A 16436-nucleotide genomic window follows, 5' to 3' on the forward strand; every position below is an offset into this window, starting at 1 on the left:
ATGCCCTCGACCACCCAGCCCTCGAAGAGCGCGCACACCGCGGCCGCTCACACCCCGGCCCGCCACACCACCGTCGACAGCCCCGTCGGACCGCTCACGCTCGTCGCGCACGACGGCGTGCTGTCCGGCCTGTACATGACGAACCAGCGGCACCGGCCCGCCGGCGACACGTTCGGTCCCGAAGACCCCGCGCCCTTCGGGGACGTGGTCGTGCAGCTGGCCGAGTACTTCGCCGGCACGCGGACGACGTTCGACCTGGCGCTGGACCCGGTCGGGACGCCGTTCCAGCGGACCGTGTGGCGGGCGCTGCGCGAGATCCCCTACGGCGAGACCGTGTCGTACGGCGAGCTGGCCCAACGGCTCGGCCGGCCGTCCGCCGCACGCGCGGTGGGGCTCGCGAACGGCCGCAACCCGATCGGGATCATCGTGCCGTGCCACCGGGTGGTGGGGTCGGGCGGCGACCTCACCGGCTACGGCGGCGGGCTGGAGCGCAAGCGCCACCTGCTCGACTTCGAGCAGCGCTCACAGGACGACCGGCTGCCGCTCTTCTGACGTCCCCGCCCGGTACCGCTGAACACTCCCCACGCCCTGCGCACCGCCCCTGACGAGCCGCGCACCAACCACGCACCTCCTCGCATCGAGCCGCCGACAAATCCGCTTGTCTTGACAAATGAAATCGTCGGTGCGAGGGTTCTCCCATGCTTGACGTGGCAGTGATCGAGGATGCGGCGACCGCCGAGGTCTCGCTGGACCCCGTCCGGGCGAGGTTGCTCGCCGAACTGGCCGAGCCGAGCTCGGCGACCATGCTGGCGGCGAGGATCGGGCTGCCCCGGCAGAAGGTGAACTACCACCTGCGCACGCTGGAGCAGCACGGCCTGGTCGAGCTGGCCGAGGAGCGCCGCAAGGGCAACATGACCGAACGGGTCATGCGGGCCACGGCGGCGTCCTACGTCATCTCGCCCGCGGCGCTGGCCGCCGTGCAGCCCGACCCCGGGCGCTCGCCCGACCGGCTGTCCGCGCGCTGGCTCCTGGCCGTCGCCGCGCGCCTGGTCCGCGACGTCGGCAACCTCCTCACCGGCGCGTCCAAGGCGGGCCGGAAGGTCGCCACCTTCGCCCTCGACGGCGAGGTCCGCTTCGCGTCGGCGGCCGACCGCGCCGCGTTCGCGGAGGAGCTGGCGACCGCCGTCACGGGCCTGGTCGCCAAGTACCACGACGAGGACGCGGCCGGCGGGCGGGCGCACCGCATCGTCGTCGCCGTCCACCCGAGCATCCCGGAGGAGTGACGATGGGTCACGCGTTCGAAGGCGTCAACGAGGCCGAGCTGGCCGGCGTCACCCCCGAGCAGGTCTGGGAGGCCATCGCCACCGGCCCCGGCATCGACTCGTGGTTCATGGGCTCCAACGAGGTCGAGCCGGGCGCGGTCGTCCGGCAGGCGTTCCACGCCTACACGCCAAGCCACCCGGTCACGGCCTGGGAGCCCGGCAGGCGCCTCGCGTACGGCGGCGAGGAGGAGCCGGACGGCCGGTTCGTGTCCTACGAGTTCCTGATCGAGGGTCGCGACCAGGGCAGCACGGTCCTCCGCATGGTCGCGAGCGGCTTCCTCCCCGGCGACGACTGGGAGGACGAGTTCGAGGCCATGACCGCGGGCGGCGAGATGTTCTGGAACACGCTCGTCACCTACCTGCGCCACTTCGCCGGCCGCACCGCGCGACCGGTGACCGCCTTCGGCCCGCGCGTCGCCGACTGGCCCGCGACGTGGGCGAGGCTCGGCCGCGAGCTCGGCCTCGGCGCCGCACCGAAGACCGGCGACGCCGTCACCCTCGACGGCGAGGACGGCGTCGTCTACTTCGCCAACTCGCAGACGGTCGGCATCCGCACGGCCGACGCGATGTACCGGTTCTTCCAAGGACGTCCCGGCGTCCTGATCGCCATGCACCACGTGTTCGCCGACGACCGCCGCGACGAGCGGGCCTGGTCGGACTGGATGGGAGACCTCGCATGACCGCCACCGTGCCCACCAACCTGCCCGCCACCGGGCCCGCGGGGGACGTCACGCCGACGTCCGCCCGCACCACCAGGCTGCTCCTGGGCTGCGGTGTCGTCGCGGGCCCGCTCTACCTGGTCACGGGGTTCGCCCAGGCGTTCACCCGCGACGGCTTCGACCTGGCCCGGCACCCGTTCAGCTTCCTGTCGCTCGGCGACGGCGGGTGGCTCCAGATCGCCAACTTCGTCCTCTGTGGACTGCTCTTCCTCGCCTCGGCGGTCGGCCTGCGCCGCACCGGCGCGATCGGCACGTGGGCGCCCGTCCTCGTCGCGGTCTTCGCGGTCGGCATGATCGGCGGCGGGGTGTTCGTGGCCGACCCGGCGTTCGGCTTCCCGGCCGGCGCGCCCGAGGGCCAGGCCGCGGAGCTGTCGTGGCACGGCGTGCTGCACGGCGTGGCGTTCTTCGTCGGGTTCCCGGCGCTGGTGGCGTCGTTCTTCGTGCTCGCCCGGAAGCTGCCGGGGCCGTGGGCGCGGGCGAGCGTGGTGGCGGGCGTGCTGTCGCTCGCGCCGGTGCCCTTCCTGGGCACGGGGTTCGGCACGGTGCTGCTGTACGGCGGCGCCGTGGTGGGGTGGCTGTGGGCGTCCGCCGTCGCGGCGAAGCTGCGCTCTGCGACGCGTTGAGGGAGTGGACATCATGGGACAGGTCGTTTCCCAGGACGGCACCGCGATCGCCTACACGCGCATCGGGTCCGGACCGGCGTTGATCATCGTGGACGGCGCGCTGTGCCACCGGGCGTTCGGCCCGGCGACGAAGCTGGCCGAGGCGCTGGCCGGGCACTTCACCGTCTACACCTACGACCGGCGCGGACGGGGCGGCAGCGGCGGCGCCGACGCGCCGTACGACGTGGAGCGCGAGGTCGAGGACATCGCGGCGCTCGTGGAGGAGGCCGGCGGGTCGGCGCGGCTGTTCGGCATGTCGTCCGGCGGCACGCTCGTCGCCGAGGCCGCGCACCGCGGCGTGGCCGCCGAGCGGATCGCGATCTACGAGTCGCCGATGGTCGTCGACGGCACGCACGACCCGATGCCCGCCGACCTCCCGGCACGGGTGGAGCGCGCGGTGGCGGAGGGGCGTCGCGGTGACGCGGTGAAGCTGTTCATGCGGTACGTCGGCACGCCCGGCCTCGTCGTCGCGGTGTTCCAGGTGCTGCCGCCGTGGAAGAAGCTGAAGGCGGTCGCGCACACGCTGCCGAACGACTTCGCGCTGGTCGGCGAGTTCCAGCGCGGCACGCCGCCGCCCGCAGGCCGCTGGTCCGGCGCGGACGTGCCCGCCCTGGTGATCGCGGGCGGCAAGAGCCCCGAGCACATGCGCAACGCGCAGCGGCACCTGGCCTCGGCGTTGCCGCAGGGCGAGCTGACCGTCCTGCCGGGACAGACGCACATGGTCAAGCCCCAGGCCACCGTGCCGGTCCTGGTCGAGTTCTTCAACCGCTGAGCCCGCAACCACCGGGTCGCGGACCGTCCACTCGGACCGTCCGAACAGGACGATCGCGCGCGACGAAGCCTCGTGCCGCCCCCGCGGGGCACGAGGCCGTCGTACGTCCGGGACCGTCAGGGCTTGCGGCCCACGGCCCCGGCGATGCAGTAGCTGACCGCGTCCAGCTCCTTGAGGCGCGGCCCGTCCGGCCACCAGTCCGCGCAGATCACCAGGCCGGGTTCGACCAGGTCCAGACCGGTGAACAGCTCCAGCAGCTCGGACCGCGTCCGGAACCACCCGCTGCCCATGGGGGAGTGCAGGAACGTCTCCTCCATCCGGCGCGCGATGGCCGAGTGCTCCTCGGTCTCCGGGTCGAGGAAGTGCGAGATCGCGACGTACGAACCGGACGGCAGGGCCTCGATGTACTGGGCCATGACCTCGGCGGGCGAGAGCCCGTCGCCGTCGTAGTGGTGCAGCGTCCCGAGCTGGAACAGCGCCACCGGCTCGGTGAAGTCGATGTGCTTGCGCACGACCTCGTCGCTCAGGATCTCCTGCGGGTTGAAGATGTCGGCCGCCGAGAAGTGCGTCTGGTCGTTCTCCTCCAGCAGCGCCCGGCCGTGGGCCAGTACCACAGGGTCGTTGTCGACGTAGACGACTCGTGCGTCCGGGTTAATCCGTTGCGCCACCTGGTGCGTGTTCTCCGCGGTGGGCAGACCGGAGCCGCAGTCGAGGAACTGGTTGATACCCGTTTGGCTCGCGACGAATCGGGTGGCCCTGATCAGGAAGTTCCGGTTGTCCACGGCCAGCGTGGCCGCTTCCGGCGCGACCTGCTGCACGCGCCGCAGCACCTCGCGGTCGATCTCGTAGTTGTCCTTGCCGTTCAGGAACGCGTCGTAAACCCTGGCGATACTGGCTTTGGTGGTGTCGATGTAGACGGGGGCGGCGGCGTCCGAGGACGTACCCGGCATTGTGGTGACCTCGCATTACGGGGGAAGAAGGGTGATGTGTGTGCACCGCGTCACAGTCCGCTTTAGCGTAAGCGTATGGGCTCGCCGCCGGAGCGGGCCGCGTGCGGCCTACCGGGAAAGATCATGGGTGTACGTTCAGTGACGATGCGAGTTCGCCCTCCCCGGGCGCAACCGCTGTTCGGGTGGACGGGCATGACGGTCGGGAGGATCGGCGATGGCGACTGGTGAGCCCACGCCGGAGAGGGAGAGCGGCCCCACCGCGCTGCGCATCGTGCTCGGCGCCCAGCTGCGCCGCCTGCGCGAGGCCGCCGAGATCAGCCGCGCGGACGCCGGCTACGCCATCCGAGGGTCCGAGTCCAAGATCAGCCGCATGGAGCTGGGCCGCGTCGGCCTGAAGGAACGCGACGTGAGCGACCTGCTCACGATGTACGCGGTGAACGACGAGGCCGCGCGGGCCAAGTTCCTGGAGATGGTCCGCCGGTCGAACTCGCCGGGGTGGTGGCACCGGTACACCGACCTGATGCCGGACTGGTTCCAGGACTACGTCGGCCTGGAGGAGGCGGCGTCCCGCATCCTGACCTACGAGACCCAGTACGTGCCCGGTCTGCTCCAGACCGAGGAGTACGCGATGGCGATCGCGAGCCACGGCAGACCGGAGCTGGCCACGCCCGCGATCAAGCGGCGGGTCACGTTGCGCATGCAGCGGCAGAAGATCCTGTCCCGTCCGGGCGCGCCGCGGGTGTGGGCGGTGATCGACGAATCGGTGCTGCACCGGCCCATCGGCGGCCGCCGCGTCCTGCTCGCCCAGATCGACCATCTCCTCAGCGTGACGAAAGACGGTCCCGTCACCCTTCAGATCGTTCCCTTCGCGTTGAGCGGTTACGCAGCGGAAGTGCCGTTCACGATGCTCCGGTTCGGTGAGCCCGACCTGCCGGACATCGTGTACCTCGAACACCTGGCCGGCGCGCTCTACCTGGACAAACTCGAAGAGCTGGAGATCTACAGCCGCGCTTTCGACCGCCTCACGGTGGACGCGGAGACGCCGGATCGCAGCCGTCAGCTGCTCGGCAAGATCCGGGCGGCCCTCTAGCTCGTCGTCCGTCCGGGGGAGATTTGCGACATGCATCTGCACGTGCATTTACGCGTACCGCACGCACTGCTACCGTCTGTGCACAATCAGATGCACGTGCAGATGCATCACTGGCTCGGAGGGTGATGTCGATGGCCAGCACAGTTCACAACGGGATGTCCGCGGCCGACCTGCCCGGCGTGACGTGGCGGAAGAGCGCCCGCAGCGGCGCGCTCGGCAACTGCGTCGAGGTCGCCGCCCTCGGCAGCGGCGACATCGCGATGCGCAACTCCCGGTTCCCCGAAGGCCCCGCGCTCGTCTACACGCGAGCGGAGATCGCGGCCTTCGTGGCTGGGGCCAGGGACGGGGAGTTCGATGACCTCCTCCACTGACCACGTCTCCCGGACGGCGTTCCAGCTCCGGGAGCTGATCGCGCGCGGGTTCCAGTTCCTCCACCCGCGTGACGCCAGGGGCGAGCTCGCCGCCGTGGTGGGCGTCCGCGCGCACGACGCCGTCATCGACGTCGTCAGACTGCACACCGAGGACGACGCGGTCGCGATGCGGATGCCCGCCGACGAGGTGAACGTCCTGGCACCCAGCCGTTTCTCGTGGCGCCGCCGCGGCCCCGCGACCCACGTGCTCGAAGAGCTGCTCGAACTGCCGGACGACCGGACCACTTAGGACTTCCCGTCCGCGCCCGCGGTGGCGGACGGGTCGAGGGGCCGCACGCCCCTCATCGGCGAACCTGACCTGGAGACGCAGCGGGAGTCGGCTCCGCGCCGGTTGTCGACACCACGCTCGGAGCGCAACTCCGTGTTCGTCGCGTTCGGCGCGGAGGTCGAGGTCGGCTTCGGCCTCCGCGCCGTCCACAGCGCTTGATCTGCCCGCCGGCCAGGCGTTTCACGGCCTGGGTTCCACGGCCCGCCGGCCGCCACGCTCCACCTGCCGGCCGCCACGCAATACGCGCCGGCCACCACGCTCCTCTGCGCCGGCCGCCACGCTCCACCTGCGGGCCGCCACGCTCCTCTGCGTCGGCCACCACGCTCCACCCCCGCCGGCTGCGGCGTTTCCCCTGCCTAGGGCCGCCGCAAACCGCTCAGCACGACGTCGAGCCCGCGCCGGAACTCGATGTCCGGGGTGATGTCCCGTGCCGCGGCGGCCGTCTCGGCCAGCAGCGGGTACTCCTCGCCCATCCGGCTCATCGTGTCGGTGCCCAGCCCCCTCAACGGGCTGCGGTGCTCCATCTCGGTCGCGCCGATCAGGTAGCCGAGCAGCGCGCGCAAGGCGATCACCCGCTCCTCGCCGGTGAAGCCCGCCCTGGTCAGCACCCCCAGCACGGCCTCCGACCAGCGCAGCGCGTTCGGGCACCGGTGCCGGTGCGCCATGGTGAGCGGCACGGCGTTGGGGTGCTTGGCGATCGCGGCGCGGACCCGTTCGACCAGCACCGCGATCTGCTTGTCCCACAACGCCTTCGGCGGCACGACGTCCACCTCGGCGAGCATCAGGTCGACGGCCGAGGCCTCCAGCTCCTCCCGGTCGGCCACGTACCGGTACAGCGACATCGTGCCCATGCCCAGCTCGGCGGCGACCGAGCGCATGGACAGGCCCGCGAGGCCGTCGCGGTCGAGGACGGCCAGCGCGGCGGCGGCGAGCGCCGACTGGGTCAGTGACTTCGGGCGTGGCATCGCCTTGACAGCGTACAAGATACGCGCATACGTTGGTGAGCGTACAGCGCACGCTTACTGAGGGGGAAACGTGAAGGTCAGTGCACGTCAGTGCGGGTCCGTGCTCGGCGGAACGGTCGCCGTGCCCGACCCGGAACGCCTCGTCCACGTCCAGTTCCGCCGCTTCGCCGGCTGCCCGGTGTGCAACCTGCACCTCCGGTCGGTCGCCCGGCGTCACGACGAGATCGCCGCGCACGGCATCAGCGAGGTGGCCGTGTTCCACTCGTCCGCCGCCGAGCTCCGGCCGCACGTCGCCGACCTCCCGTTCGCGGTGATCGCCGACCCGGGGAAGCGGCTGTACGTGGAGTTCGGCGTGGAGTCGGCGCCCCGCGCCCTGCTCGACCCGCGTGCCTGGCCGTCGATGGTGGCCGGCGTGGTCCGCGACCTCGGTCCCGTGCTGCGCGGCCGGCGTCCGCTGCCCAAGGCGGAAGGCGGCCGGCTCGGCCTGCCCGCGGACTTCCTCATCGCGCCGAACGGCGAGGTCGTCGCGGAGAAGCGTGGACAACACGCCTACGACCAGTGGTCCGTGGACGAACTGCTCGCCAAAGCCAAGGCGCTGACCAGCAAGAACGGAGTTGTCCACAGGGTTGTCCCCAGTTGTGGACGGATCGAACAGGCGTTCGACTTCGTGCAGTGCACGCAGTGCGCGCGGCTCCCGTCACCCGGCGAGGCGACGCAGGCGGTCCGGGTCGCGCAGCGGCGGGCCGTGGCCGAACAGCACCAGCTTCGGCCGCAGCTCGGCGAGCCGGCGCATGGCGTCGCGGTTGCGCACGTCGTCGTAGCTGAGGAACTTCGGCGGCGCGCCGAGGCGCAGCACGTTGACGAACACGTCGCCGCAGAGCAGCACGCCGTCGTGGTCGCGCCACAGCGCGATGTGGCCGGGGGAGTGGCCGGGCACGTCCAGCACGGTGAACCCGGCGACCTCGTCACCCTCGACCAGGCCGCGGGTGACGGGGTGCGGCGCGGGCATCCGCATCCGCGACACCACGGCCGCCGCGAAGCCGGACCCGGTCACCGGCGTCGCGGTGGCGATGGCCTCGGCGTCCTTCCGGCCCGCCCACAGCGGCACGCCGTACCGGTCGCACACCGCGTGGCTCGCGCCGAAGTGGTCCGGGTGGGCGTGGGTGACGACGTGGGCGGCGAGCCTGCGGCCGTCGAGCTGGCGGGTGAGACGGCGACGCGCCGCGGGCGTGCCGGCGTCCACCAGGACGTCCTCCACCAGGTACGCGTTGACCAGGTGCGGGGGACGCCCGAGCAGTTGGTGGACGCCGGGGCCAGCGGGCGCATCGCCTCATAGTAGTCGAACGAGCACCTAACGTGACGGACCGCGGTTGAACAGCGCACGCGACCAGGCGTAGCCGACGGCCGTGAGGAGGAGGCACCAGCCGACCGCCCAGTACCCGCTGTCGCCGATCGGCGTGCCGACGAGCAACCCGCGCAGGGTGTCGATGATCGGCGTGAACGGCTGGTGCTCGGCGACCCACCGCAGCCCGCTCGACATCGAGTCCGTCGGCACGAACGCGCTGCTGACGAACGGGAGGAACTGGAGCGGGATCGACGAGGTGTTCGCGCCGGCGGGCGTCTTCGCGGCCAGGCCGAACCCGATCGCGAGCCACGTGAATGCCAGCGTGAGCAGGACGAGCAGGCCGGCCGCGGCCAACCACCCGCCGAGGTCGGCCGCCGGGCGGAACCCCGTCAGCACGGCCACCCCGAGCACCAGCGCGAGGCTGCAGGCCGTGTTCAGCAGGCTGCTCAGGGCCTGGCCGGTCAGCACCGAGTACCGGGAGATGGCCATCGTGCGGAACCGGGCGACGATGCCCTCGCCCATGTCGGTGCACATGTTCACCGCGGTCCACGCCGCGCCGGAGCCGACGGCCATCACCAGGATGCCGGGCACCAGGTAGTCCACATAGGACACGCCGGCGACGAGCGTCGCGCCGAGCGAGCCGCCGAAGACGTGCACGAACAGCAGCATCATCACCACCGGCATGCCGATCGTGCCGATGGACATGAGCGGGAAGCGCTGCACGTGCCGCAGGTTGCGGCGCAGCATGGTGGTCGTGTCGCGGATGGCGAGGGTGCTCATCGCTGCCCGGTCCTCTCGGTGGTGAGGGCGAAGAAGACGTCGTCGAGGTCGGGCGTGTGCACGGACAGGTCCTGCACGTCGACGGCGGCGTCGTCCAGCCGGTCGAGCAGCGCCCGCAGCTGCCGCACACCACCGTCGCCCGGCACGTCGAGGGTGAGGCTCGCGTCGTCGCGGGACGAGCCGCCGAACGCCCCGAGCGCCTTCGCGGCGACGTCGAGCGTGTGCGCGTCGGCGAACCGCAGCCGCACGTGCCCGCCGGGGATCAGCCGCTTCAGCTCCTCGGCGGTGCCCTCGGCGACCAGCCGGCCGCCGTTCAGCACGGCGATCCGGTCGGCCAGCTCGTCGGCCTCCTCCAGGTACTGAGTGGTGAGGAAGATCGTGACGCCGCCCGCGACCAAGCCGCGGATGACCTCCCACATGGCGTGCCGGCTGCGCGGGTCGAGGCCCGTGGTGGGCTCGTCCAGGAAGATCAGCCGCGGGCCGCCGACCAGCGTCATCGCCAGGTCGAGGCGCCGCCGCATGCCGCCGGAGTAGGTGGCGGCGGGCTTCTTCGCCGCGTCCACCAGGTCGAACCGGCGCAGCAGGTCGGCCGCGCGGCGGCGTCCCTCCCGGCGCCCGAGGTGGTTGAGGTCCGCCATCAGCAGCAGGTTCTCCTCACCGGTGAGGAGGTTGTCGACGGCGGAGAACTGGCCCGTGACGCCGATGGCCTTCCGGACGCCGGCGGGGTCGCCCGCCACGTCGTGGCCCGCGACGGTCGCGTGGCCGCCGTCGGCGGAGATCAGCGTGGACAGGATCTGCACGGTCGTCGTCTTGCCCGCGCCGTTCGGGCCGAACAGGGCGAACACCGTGCCGGTCCCGACGTCGAGGTCGAGGCCGTCCAGCACGACGTGGTCGCCGTAGGACTTGCGCAGTCCGGTGGCCGTGATGGCCATGGTCGTCCCCTTGTCTAGTCGGTGAGCAGCGGGAGGGTCCGCACGCCGGTCAGGTTCGGCGAGGGCAGGAAGGCAGCGGGGCGGTCCGGGTCCGTGCGCAGCCGCGGGAACCGGTCCAGCAGGATGTCCAGCGCGACCCGGCCCTCCAGGCGTGCCAGCGGCGCGCCGAGGCAGAAGTGGACGCCGCGGCCGAAGCCCAGGTGCGGGTTGGGGTCGCGGGAGAGGTCGAACGCGTCCGGGTCGGCGAACTGCCGCGGGTCGCGGTTGGCCGCGCCCAGCCACACCATGAGCAGCTGGTCGGCCGGGATCTCGACGCCCCCGAGCACCTGCGGCCCGGTGGTGACCCGCGCGACCACCGGGAACGGGCTGAGGAACCGCAAGGACTCCTCGATCGCCGCCGGGATCGCGGCGCGGTTGGCGCGGACCTCCGCGAACTGCTCCGGGTGCGCGTCCAGCGCCAGCACGGTGTTGCCGAGCAGCATGGTGGTGGTGATGTGGCCCGCGAGCAGCAGGACGGCGGAGAAGTTGACCACCTCGGCGTCGCTGAGCCGCTCACCGTCCACTTCGGCCTGGACGAGCCAGCCGATCAAGTCCTCGCGCGGCGCGCGGCGGCGCTCGGTGACGTGCTCCCGCAGGTAGTCCAGCAGCGGCGCGGTGTTCTCGATGTTCTCCCGCAGCTGTTCCCGCTGCCGCGCCTCGTCCTTGAGGGAGAACTGGTCGGTGTTCTCGAACAGCTTGTCGACCCACAGCTTGAACAGCTCGCGGTCGCTGCTCGGCACGCCGAGGAGGTCCGCGATCACGATCACCGGCAACGGGTAGGCCAGGTCGCGGACCAGCTCGAACCCGTCGGCGGGCACGGCGTCCAGCAGCTCGTGGGTCAGCGCGGCGATGCGCGGTTCGAGGTCGGCGACGACCCTCGGCGTGAACGCGTGGCTGATGAGCCGGCGCAGCTCGCGGTGGTCCGGCGGGTCCATCTGGAGGATGTTGCCCTCGGTCAGCGACTGGTCCGGCGGCGCCGGGAACAGCCGCGTGACGTCGGACGAGAAGCGGCCCCAGTCCCCCATGACCTCGGTCGCCTCGGCGTAGCCGTGCACGTTCCAGAAACCCAGCTCCTCGTCGTACTCCACGACGTGGTCCGGTCGTTCTCCGCGCAGCCAGGTCTGCCGCGGGTGGGTGTCCCACATTGTTGTTCTCCCCCAATGGTGTTGTGGTCACGCGCGGTGGATCAGGATGTCGCCCAACGAGGTCCGGCCGCGGACCTCGGCCCGCTCGTCCGTCTCGGCGGGCCCGGCGGACGGCGTCAGCTCGTTGCGCACGCGGCCGGCGGCCGTGCGGAGGTCCAGCAGGGCGGCGGTGCCCTCGCGGATGCCGACCTCCAGCCCTCCGGACTGGGTCTCCACGACCACCGAGCCGCGCGCCACCTCGGTGAGGCGGATGTGGCCGTTGGCGGTCTTGGCGTGCACGTCGCCCTCGGCGAGCCCGACGAAGATGTCGCCGTTGGCGGCGCTCAGCCTCACGTCGCCGGTGACCTCGCCGAGCCGGGTCGCCCCGTTCGAGTTCTTGACGGTGCCCGTGCCGTCGAGCCGGCCGACCCGGACCTCACCCGAACCGGTCGACAGCTCCACCCGACCCGTGGCGTGGTCGACCGCCACGTCGCCGCTGGACGTCGAGGCCTTGAGCGCGCCCGTGCGGTGCAGCCGGATGTGGCCGGCGGACGTCTTGAACCGGCATTCGCCCAGCTCGCCCTCGGCGTGGAAGTCGGCGAGCGAGCCGTGCGCGGTGACGTGCGAGCCGGTGGGCAGGTGCACGACGACGTCCACCATGCCCGTGCGGCCGAAGAGGCCGCGGGACCGCGGTGTCCTGACCGTGAGGCGGCCGGCGGTGAAGTCGACCGTCGTCCCCTCGGCGGCCTTCACGTCCAGGCCGCTGTCGGGGTCGCTGGGCCGGACGTCGACCACGGTGTCGTCGCGGTCGGTGGCGGTGACCCGGGCTTGGCCGGCGACGACGTCGAGCGTGGCGGAGATGGGTTCGGGTGTGGCGAAAGAAGGCATGGCTGTCCCCTCGGAGTGGGTCGGTTCGGTGTTCGTGCTGGTGGCGCGGTCGGCTACTGCCGCCCGGCTGCTGCTGCCCGGCTGCTGCGGGTCGGCTCCTGCTGCGGGTCGGCTAGCGGACCCAGCCGGTGACCCGGTTCCCCGACGTGGACTGCGCGGTGGCCCGCCCGCCGTGCCCGAGCCCGGCCGCCGCGGCGCGCACCAGCCACGCGTTGACGGAGACCCCTTCGCGGCCGGCGGCCTCCTCGACCCGCACCTTCAGGTGCTCGGGGAGCCGGAGGTTGATCCGCGTCACGGCGCCTTCCTCGGCGACCACCGGCGGCAGCTCGATGGCACCACCGTGGCTCTCCGTGGCATCATCGGGCACCGAGACGACGAACTCAGGGTCCTTCCCCCGCAACCGCAGGTCGACTGACCCCGGCGCCAGGTCGCGCGTGATCTCGTCCGCAGCGGCCGACAGGGCTTCGAGCAGCGTCAACCGCACGGCCGTCTCCAGCGGTGCGAGGAGTCGTTCGGCCAGTTCCCGCGCGTCCGCGCCACCGGCTTCAGCGGTGACGGCCAGTGCCCGGCGGAGGTTGTCGACGTACGGCGTCAGGTCCATGACGCCACTATGGCATCACGATGGCACCACGCGCAACCCACTGTGGCACCACGGTCAGGCGTTCGTGGGCTGGGAGGTGCTGCGTCTACTCGGCAAGAGCTCCTCCATCACGACCACGTCCCACCCGTCCGTTGAGCCGTCGACGCGAAAAGAGTGCGCAGAACCGATGACCACCTCTCCGAATCCCCCTTCCGACGACCAGTGCCGCCGTCCCGGTTGCCGCCGGGTCGACTGCCCCCACCGGCGTGATCGACCGGGATCAGGGCTCCTGCCGTGGATCAGGCTCTTCGGCAGCTTGCTGATCCAACTGCTCGTCAGCTTGTTCTGGGAGTGAGCGCAATGTCCTGATGAGGTCGCGCGGGCAAGGCGCGTTGCGCGGTCATCACCGCCGGGTGGGAGCGACTTCGAAGAGGTCGTCGAACTGCATCGGGGTGAGTGCCGTCAACGCGCCGCCGATGAACGCGGGACCGGGCTGGAGCTCGCCGCTCAGGACGCGCGCGACCGTGGAGCGGTTGACGTCCATCGCCTTCGCCAGCGCGTAGTCCGACTCGAACCCGGCGAGCCGCGCGGCTTTGGTGAAGACATCGGTGCGGAGCTTGATCGTGTACGGCATGGCCAGCCTCGTGTTGTGCGCACCCAACGCATGTTGTGTGACCACAACGCTAGCAGTGAGCCGTCCTCACGCAACCCACGTTGTGTGCGGACAACGTGCAGGTCAGAGCTACCTGGTGGGAGTGCGCAACATGCGTTGCGTGCGCGCTCGTAAGATGGCGCGGTGACCACAGACGAGAGTGCGGACTCGACCTGGTGGCAGTGGCTCGAGCGCGCACTGGAGGACCGCGGAATGACCCCCGCGCAGCTGAGCAAGCTGACCAAGATCGACCGCAGCGCGCACACCCGGTGGCGCAACGGCGAGCGTCCCACCTTCGACACCGTTCGCGTGATCGCCAAGGCGCTCGGCGTCAGTCCGGTGGAGGTCGCGGTCGCGGCCAACCTGCTCACGGCGGAGGAGGCCGCCCTGGAAGCGCCCAGCCCCGACCCGGCCGTGCTGACGGACCAACAACTGCTGGCCGAACTGGGTCGGCGCCTGAAGCGCAAGACCTGACGCCGGCCGCCGGTTCATCCTGGGGCCTGCTGCAATCCCGGTGCTGCAAAGACGGGCGATCGGGCGACGGCCACCGGGACTTCCCGCCGCTCGGGCCCGTACCAAGCTCGCTTGGCCGCGATACGACCGCGGTCGCGGTAAGGCGGATCAGACGACTCGGCGCGTCGCGGGGAACAGGCCTGGAGTCACGCGGGCGTGGACCTGTTCCCCGACGACCGCACGGACCGGAGCTTGGTGATTTACCAAGGGGGAGACCGGTCGTGCAAAGGCTATCGGCGTGTGGGGGATGTGCGTCAAGCCAAAGCGTTGCCACGTTGGGGTGGAAATGCCTCGCCGGTCGCCCCGGTGGGGCGCAAACGCTCAACGGCAGAAAGCGGACCGCCCACCGACGTAGTGCGGGAGTTGCTGGCCAACCCAACAGAAAATCCGGCGACCTCGCGTGCACGAGATCGCCGGTTCCGACTTCACCTAGCGCACCATGCCAACCGCCAGTTGGTGGTGATGCACTCCGGAGTTGTTGGTGCGTCGCGGGGAACAGGCCTGGAGTCACGCGGGGCGTGGACCTGTTCCCCGACGACCGCACGGACCGGAGCTTGGTGTTCTGTGGTTCACCAAGGGGGAGACCGGTCGTGCAAAGGCTATCGGCGTGTGGGCTATGTGCGTCAAGCCGAAGCGTTGCCACCTTGGGGTGGAAATGGTCCGCGGGTCGCCCCGGCGGGGCGTGAGCGGTAAACGGCGGACGCGGGTGGCCGGGCGAGCCAACGTGCGGTCTTCGGCACGCCGCAGTGTCGACGGCGCACGCGATACGCCCGCTCCGAGAGGACCACCGGGGCGTCCGGCGTGTGCCGAGCGTCAGCACACGGTGGGGGTGCGGGCGGCCACGGGTGAAAAGATCAGGCCCCGAGCGCGTCGCCGCTGCTCAGGGCCTGATTCACCCGGGAAAGGAGAGTGCCCCCGGCAGGATTCGAACCTGCGACACACGGTTTAGGAAACCGCGCTCCCCCCGTGTTCGAAACCGTGCCCGACCTGCGCAGGCGTGCCGCCGCTCAACGTGGTCAGAGCCAACTTGGGCAGCTATTGGGCAAATCGCACCGCGTCGTCTACCTGACCAGAAACGTCCTGAGTGGATTTGATCCGATTCGCTCCACGGCACCGGGACACCGGGCTAGGACCACCCCCGCGTGCGCGGGGAAGACGCCCTACAGGGCCGAACCGACGTTGACGCGCTGGGACCACCCCCGCGTGCGCGGGGAAGACTGCACGGGCACCCGCTGCAAGCCGTCGCGGTGCGGACCACCCCCGCGTGCGCGGGGAAGACCTGCGCGAACAGTCCGCCGAGTTCCCGCCCGACGGACCACCCCCGCGTGCGCGGGGAAGACGGCTACTACGAGGGCAACATTTTCGGCTGGGACGGACCACCCCCGCGTGCGCGGGGAAGGCGCCGCGAGGTGCGCGAGGCCGAAACCGCATCGCGGACCACCCCCGCGTGCGCGGGGAAGACGGCCGGCCGAGCCGGGCGGAGCACGTCGACCCGGGACCACCCCCGCGTGCGCGGCGAAGACTCGACCGCTCCGGACAAGAGCGCGCGTGGCTTCGGACCACCCTCGCGTGCGCGGGGAAGACGTGGTGCGTCGCTCGAAATTCCCACCCCCTCCCGGACCACCCCCGCGTGCGCGGGGAAGACAGACACCATGACCCCCATCCCTGATGTGCCGGCGGACCACCCCCGCGTGCGCGGGGAAGACCTGGTGGTGCAGCAACCGACGCACCGCCCTAACCGGACCACCCCCGCGTGCGCGGGGAAGACAGTCGCGCCTGCTCCCGCTCGGCCGCCTTGTCCGGACCACCCCGCGTGCGCGGGGAAGACGCCTGGCGACGGAGTACGCCTCCCAGGGCTCCAGGACCACCCCCCGCGTGCGCGGGGAAGACCGGTGGCGTTGGAGGCCGCCGTGCCGGACACGGGGACCACCCCCGCGTGCGCGGGGAAGACTCGCCGAAACAGACGCGCGACACCACGCCAGGCGGACCATCCCCGCGTGCGCGGGGAAGACTCGCGCCAGGACCGGACGCCTCGCTCGACGAGCGGACCACCCCCGCGTGCGCGGGGAAGACGTGGAGACCTGGCGTGACAGCCCCGGCCAGGCGGGACCACCCCCGCGTGCGCGGGGAAGACTGTGGAGTGAGCACCGACAACCGCCCCCGCGCCGGACCACCCCCGCGTGCGCGGGGAAGACGTGCCGCGTGACCGGACCGAGGCCGCCGACCTCGGACCACCCCCGCGTGTGCGGGGAAGACGAGCAGCTGTCGGCGGTCGGCTCCGGCGGGCTGGGACCACCCCCGCGTGCGCGGGGAAGACGCCGGCAAGTCCTCGGCGCGCACGAACCGGGTGGGACCACCCCCGCGTGCGCGGGGAAGACGCCGGCAAGTCCTCGGCGCGCACGAA

18 protein-coding genes, 1 pseudogene and 1 CRISPR repeat array are annotated in these 16436 nt (G+C 71.6%); of the genes and pseudogenes, 10 read left to right on the forward strand and 9 right to left on the reverse strand.

The window, feature by feature from the left end; all coding sequences use genetic code 11:
* The 5 genes from ACFQ3T_RS12285 (at nt 1) to ACFQ3T_RS12305 (ending at nt 3475) form a co-directional block, all read left to right on the forward strand.
* The gene (locus ACFQ3T_RS12285) at nt 1-552 is read left to right on the forward strand and encodes a methylated-DNA--[protein]-cysteine S-methyltransferase (RefSeq protein WP_380723369.1); all 552 of its coding nucleotides are present in this window, start codon (nt 1-3) and stop codon (nt 550-552) included.
* A gap of 146 nt (nt 553-698) precedes the next feature.
* Nucleotides 699-1283, forward strand: a complete 585-nt coding sequence (locus tag ACFQ3T_RS12290; RefSeq protein WP_380723370.1) for an ArsR/SmtB family transcription factor — start codon at nt 699-701, stop codon at nt 1281-1283.
* Nucleotides 1284-1285: 2 nt separating this feature from the next.
* A complete protein-coding gene (locus ACFQ3T_RS12295) occupies nt 1286-2002 on the forward strand; it encodes an SRPBCC family protein (RefSeq protein WP_380723371.1) in 717 nt (238 codons plus the stop codon).
* On the forward strand, nt 1999-2664 hold the full coding sequence (locus ACFQ3T_RS12300) for a DUF998 domain-containing protein (RefSeq protein ID WP_380723372.1): 666 nt from the start codon (nt 1999-2001) through the stop codon (nt 2662-2664). Before ACFQ3T_RS12295 ends, ACFQ3T_RS12300 begins: the two co-directional genes overlap by 4 nt.
* Nucleotides 2665-2677: 13 nt before the next feature.
* A complete protein-coding gene (locus ACFQ3T_RS12305) occupies nt 2678-3475 on the forward strand; it encodes an alpha/beta fold hydrolase (protein WP_380723373.1) in 798 nt (265 codons plus the stop codon).
* Nucleotides 3476-3591: 116 nt separating this feature from the next.
* Here ACFQ3T_RS12305 and ACFQ3T_RS12310 read toward each other — a convergent pair whose 3' ends face one another.
* Entirely contained in the window at nt 3592-4425 is an 834-nt protein-coding gene (locus ACFQ3T_RS12310; RefSeq protein ID WP_380723374.1) for an SAM-dependent methyltransferase, read from the reverse strand.
* 214 nt (nt 4426-4639) lie between these two features.
* Between ACFQ3T_RS12310 and ACFQ3T_RS12315 the strand changes: the two genes are divergently transcribed.
* From ACFQ3T_RS12315 to ACFQ3T_RS12325, 3 genes are all read left to right on the forward strand, one after another.
* Nucleotides 4640-5515 carry a helix-turn-helix domain-containing protein gene (locus tag ACFQ3T_RS12315; protein WP_380723375.1) on the forward strand — a complete coding sequence of 292 codons (876 nt, stop codon included), beginning with the start codon at nt 4640-4642 and terminating at the stop codon, nt 5513-5515.
* A gap of 131 nt (nt 5516-5646) precedes the next feature.
* Nucleotides 5647-5886, forward strand: coding sequence for a DUF397 domain-containing protein (locus tag ACFQ3T_RS12320; RefSeq protein ID WP_380723376.1), 240 nt, complete (start codon nt 5647-5649; stop codon nt 5884-5886).
* A complete protein-coding gene (locus ACFQ3T_RS12325) occupies nt 5870-6175 on the forward strand; it encodes a hypothetical protein (protein ID WP_380723377.1) in 306 nt (101 codons plus the stop codon). Before ACFQ3T_RS12320 ends, ACFQ3T_RS12325 begins: the two co-directional genes overlap by 17 nt.
* A gap of 395 nt (nt 6176-6570) precedes the next feature.
* Here ACFQ3T_RS12325 and ACFQ3T_RS12330 read toward each other — a convergent pair whose 3' ends face one another.
* The gene (locus ACFQ3T_RS12330; protein ID WP_380723378.1) at nt 6571-7179 is read right to left on the reverse strand and encodes a TetR/AcrR family transcriptional regulator C-terminal domain-containing protein; all 609 of its coding nucleotides are present in this window, start codon (nt 7177-7179) and stop codon (nt 6571-6573) included.
* A gap of 253 nt (nt 7180-7432) precedes the next feature.
* On the opposite strand from ACFQ3T_RS12330, the pseudogene ACFQ3T_RS12335 reads away from it, so the two are divergent.
* Nucleotides 7433-7666 (forward strand): annotated as a pseudogene (locus ACFQ3T_RS12335) (AhpC/TSA family protein); the annotation flags it as partial.
* A 210-nt stretch (nt 7667-7876) separates the two neighbouring features.
* On the opposite strand, the gene ACFQ3T_RS12340 reads toward ACFQ3T_RS12335, so the two are convergent.
* The 7 genes from ACFQ3T_RS12340 to ACFQ3T_RS12370 all read right to left on the reverse strand — a co-directional run bounded on the left by ACFQ3T_RS12340 (nt 7877) and on the right by ACFQ3T_RS12370 (nt 13501).
* Nucleotides 7877-8476: an MBL fold metallo-hydrolase gene (locus ACFQ3T_RS12340; RefSeq protein WP_380723392.1), complete on the reverse strand. Its 600-nt coding sequence runs from the start codon at nt 8474-8476 to the stop codon at nt 7877-7879.
* A gap of 54 nt (nt 8477-8530) precedes the next feature.
* On the reverse strand, nt 8531-9304 hold the full coding sequence (locus tag ACFQ3T_RS12345) for an ABC transporter permease (RefSeq protein WP_380723379.1): 774 nt from the start codon (nt 9302-9304) through the stop codon (nt 8531-8533).
* On the reverse strand, nt 9301-10236 hold the full coding sequence (locus tag ACFQ3T_RS12350; RefSeq protein ID WP_380723380.1) for an ATP-binding cassette domain-containing protein: 936 nt from the start codon (nt 10234-10236) through the stop codon (nt 9301-9303). The genes ACFQ3T_RS12345 and ACFQ3T_RS12350 overlap by 4 nt, the downstream gene beginning before the upstream one ends.
* Before the next feature lie 14 nt (nt 10237-10250).
* Entirely contained in the window at nt 10251-11420 is a 1170-nt protein-coding gene (locus ACFQ3T_RS12355) for a cytochrome P450 (RefSeq protein ID WP_380723381.1), read from the reverse strand.
* Nucleotides 11421-11447: 27 nt separating this feature from the next.
* Nucleotides 11448-12287 carry a DUF4097 family beta strand repeat-containing protein gene (locus tag ACFQ3T_RS12360; RefSeq protein WP_380723382.1) on the reverse strand — a complete coding sequence of 280 codons (840 nt, stop codon included), beginning with the start codon at nt 12285-12287 and terminating at the stop codon, nt 11448-11450.
* A gap of 112 nt (nt 12288-12399) precedes the next feature.
* Entirely contained in the window at nt 12400-12888 is a 489-nt protein-coding gene (locus tag ACFQ3T_RS12365) for a hypothetical protein (RefSeq protein WP_380723383.1), read from the reverse strand.
* Between the two features lie 382 nt (nt 12889-13270).
* Entirely contained in the window at nt 13271-13501 is a 231-nt protein-coding gene (locus tag ACFQ3T_RS12370; protein ID WP_380723384.1) for a transcriptional regulator, read from the reverse strand.
* A 162-nt stretch (nt 13502-13663) separates the two neighbouring features.
* Here ACFQ3T_RS12370 and ACFQ3T_RS12375 point away from each other — a divergent pair, with 162 nt between their 5' ends.
* Nucleotides 13664-13993 carry a helix-turn-helix domain-containing protein gene (locus ACFQ3T_RS12375; protein WP_380723385.1) on the forward strand — a complete coding sequence of 110 codons (330 nt, stop codon included), beginning with the start codon at nt 13664-13666 and terminating at the stop codon, nt 13991-13993.
* Between the two features lie 1168 nt (nt 13994-15161).
* Nucleotides 15162-16410: a CRISPR direct-repeat array (repeat unit 28 nt; unit sequence GGACCACCCCCGCGTGCGCGGGGAAGAC).
* Nucleotides 16411-16436 lie beyond the last annotated feature (26 nt).

It is taken from the genome of Saccharothrix hoggarensis (assembly GCF_042678885.1).
GTDB classification, from domain to species: domain Bacteria; phylum Actinomycetota; class Actinomycetes; order Mycobacteriales; family Pseudonocardiaceae; genus Actinosynnema; species Actinosynnema hoggarensis.